Genomic DNA, 2,225 nt, shown 5'->3' on the forward strand with positions numbered 1-2,225 from the left:
CTTTTTTTAGGTCGACGAGAATCAACTTGGCCACAGCCTTTAAAGTCTCAAATACACCTTCTCCGGTTGAGGCACATGCCTCAAAATCCGGTACATTGGTTGGGTTAAGCTCTTTACGGAGCTCTTCAACAGAGACGGCATTGGGGAGGTCTCGTTTGTTGTATTGTACGACATAGGGAAGCTTGTCAAGGTCATAACCTTGTTCTTTAAGATTATGGCGAAGGTTGTCCAGGGATTCAACGTTTGCGTCCATCCGCTCTTCCTGGGAGTCTGCAACATAAACGATGCCATCAACACCTTTCAGGATCAGTTTGCGGGAGGCATCATAAAAGACCTGCCCAGGAACAGTGTAGAGGTGGAAGCGGGTTTTAAATCCTCGTATTTCACCAAGTGCAAGAGGGAGAAAGTCAAAGAACAGAGTTCTTTCAGTCTCAGTAGCCAGGCTAATCATCTTGCCTTTTGCTTCAGGAGCTGTTTTTGCGTAGACATGTTGCAGGTTAGTCGTCTTGCCGCAGAGTCCAGGGCCGTAATAGACGATTTTGCAGTTTATCTCGCGTGAAGCATAGTTAATAAAAGACATTGTGGCGCACCTCGGTGAAGCTGATTAGCTGAACAGGTTGTCGATATCGTCATCCGTAATTTCAGCAAAGGGGAATGAAGTGCCTGATTTTACTTTCTCATCAGACTTTTTCATCAGCTTTTCAAAAATGACGGAAAGTTCTTCTGATGCCTTTTTGACCCGTAAGCGAACCAGTCCAAGCGAAGAGCGATTATCAAACAGAACAACTAGGATGACGCGACCGCCTACAATTGAAATATGGAGGTTGTCTTTTTCCCCTTCGTGGAAAAGGATTGAAAACTCTTTTTCACCAATAAGTTTGGCTAAACCTCCTGTTGCGGCGATATTGCCTGCGGTGAGGGAGGCCAATGATGTAGTGTCAAAACGCTCGGTTTCACCAACACCAGAGATCAGCTGGCCGTTTTTATCAACAAGGAAAATTACCTTTGAGTTAGAGTCTTTGAGGAGTCGCTCAATGACAACATTTATTTCTTGAAACTCTTCGTCATACATGACCATCTGCGAGTTGGACATGTGAATCTCCTTATCACCTGCAACGAGTCGGCTGCGTATAGACAACCACCGAATTTGTATAGCAGAACAGTCGCGTTGATTCAAGTTGATTTAACTAAATAATAGTCTTGTTAAAGGTGGACTAATTCAGGAGTTCTTGAGTTTTGTGCTGAATTCACCTACGATAAGCACAAAATGTCTGAAAAGAGGATGATATGGCTTCTGAATATATACCAAAATGGATAGCATGGGAGACGACACAGCGCTGTAATCTGCGTTGTGTGCATTGTCGTTGCTCTTCCGACTTAAATTCGTCTGAGGGTGATTTTAGCACTGAAGAGGGCAAACAGTTGCTTGAGGAAATTGCCGCATTTTCAAAGCCGGTAGTCGTTTTGTCAGGCGGTGAACCGCTTATGCGCCCGGATATTTTTGAGTTGGCTGAGCATGGTACATCACTCGGTCTGCGGATGTGCATGGCAACTAATGGTGCATTAGTAACAGATGAAGTTTGCGCTAAAATGAAGCAGGCAGACATCAAGATGGTGTCGCTATCTCTGGATGGCCCTACAGCGGCTATTCATGATGATTTTAGGCAGTGTGAAGGGGCCTTTGAAGGTGTCATCCGAGCTGCTGAGACGTTTCGTCGAAATGGTCAAAAATTCCTGATTAACTCGTCTTTTACTAAGCGAAATCAGCATGATATTGCAGATACCTTTAAACTCGCCAAGTCTCTTGGTGCAACAGCCTGGTACATGTTTATGATTGTGCCCACTGGGCGTGGTGAAGAGATTATGAATGAACTGATCAGCAAAGAGGACTATGAAGAAATTCTTGAATGGCACTATCAGCAAGAGAAGCTTGAAGACGATATATTGATGCGACCAACCTGCGCTCCGCATTACTATCGGTTTGTGCCCCAGCGTGCAAAGCAGGAGGGGATAAAATTTGAAAGACGTAGTCTTACTTTCTCAACCGGCGGTGGAAAGGGCTGTATTGCCGCACAGACAATCTGTCTGATCGACTGTTTTGGCAATGTAAAGCCCTGCTCTTATTTTCATCGTATTGCAGGTAATATAAAATCGACGCCGTTCCGTGAAATTTGGGAAAACTCTAAAATATTTAAAGATCTTCCTAATTTTAAAGCATATAAGGG

At 44.3% G+C, this 2,225-nt stretch carries 3 protein-coding genes; 1 reads left to right on the forward strand and 2 read right to left on the reverse strand.

Translation table 11 applies throughout. The features are described from left to right. Both OEL90_RS14960 and OEL90_RS14965 read right to left on the reverse strand, forming a co-directional pair. A partial coding sequence (locus OEL90_RS14960; protein WP_300689901.1) for a GTP-binding protein occupies nucleotides 1–580 on the reverse strand: 580 nt, incomplete at its 3' end. Between the two features lie 24 nt (nucleotides 581–604). Continuing rightward, nucleotides 605–1,093 carry a roadblock/LC7 domain-containing protein gene (locus OEL90_RS14965; protein ID WP_078789429.1) on the reverse strand — a complete coding sequence of 163 codons (489 nt, stop codon included), beginning with the start codon at nucleotides 1,091–1,093 and terminating at the stop codon, nucleotides 605–607. A 194-nt stretch (nucleotides 1,094–1,287) separates the two neighbouring features. On the opposite strand from OEL90_RS14965, the gene OEL90_RS14970 reads away from it, so the two are divergent. Further along, on the forward strand, nucleotides 1,288–2,225 hold a 938-nt coding region (locus OEL90_RS14970), incomplete at its 3' end, for a radical SAM protein (protein WP_300689911.1).

It is taken from the genome of Acidaminobacter sp. (genome assembly GCF_030247605.1).
Classification (GTDB): domain Bacteria; phylum Bacillota; class Clostridia; order Peptostreptococcales; family Acidaminobacteraceae; genus Acidaminobacter.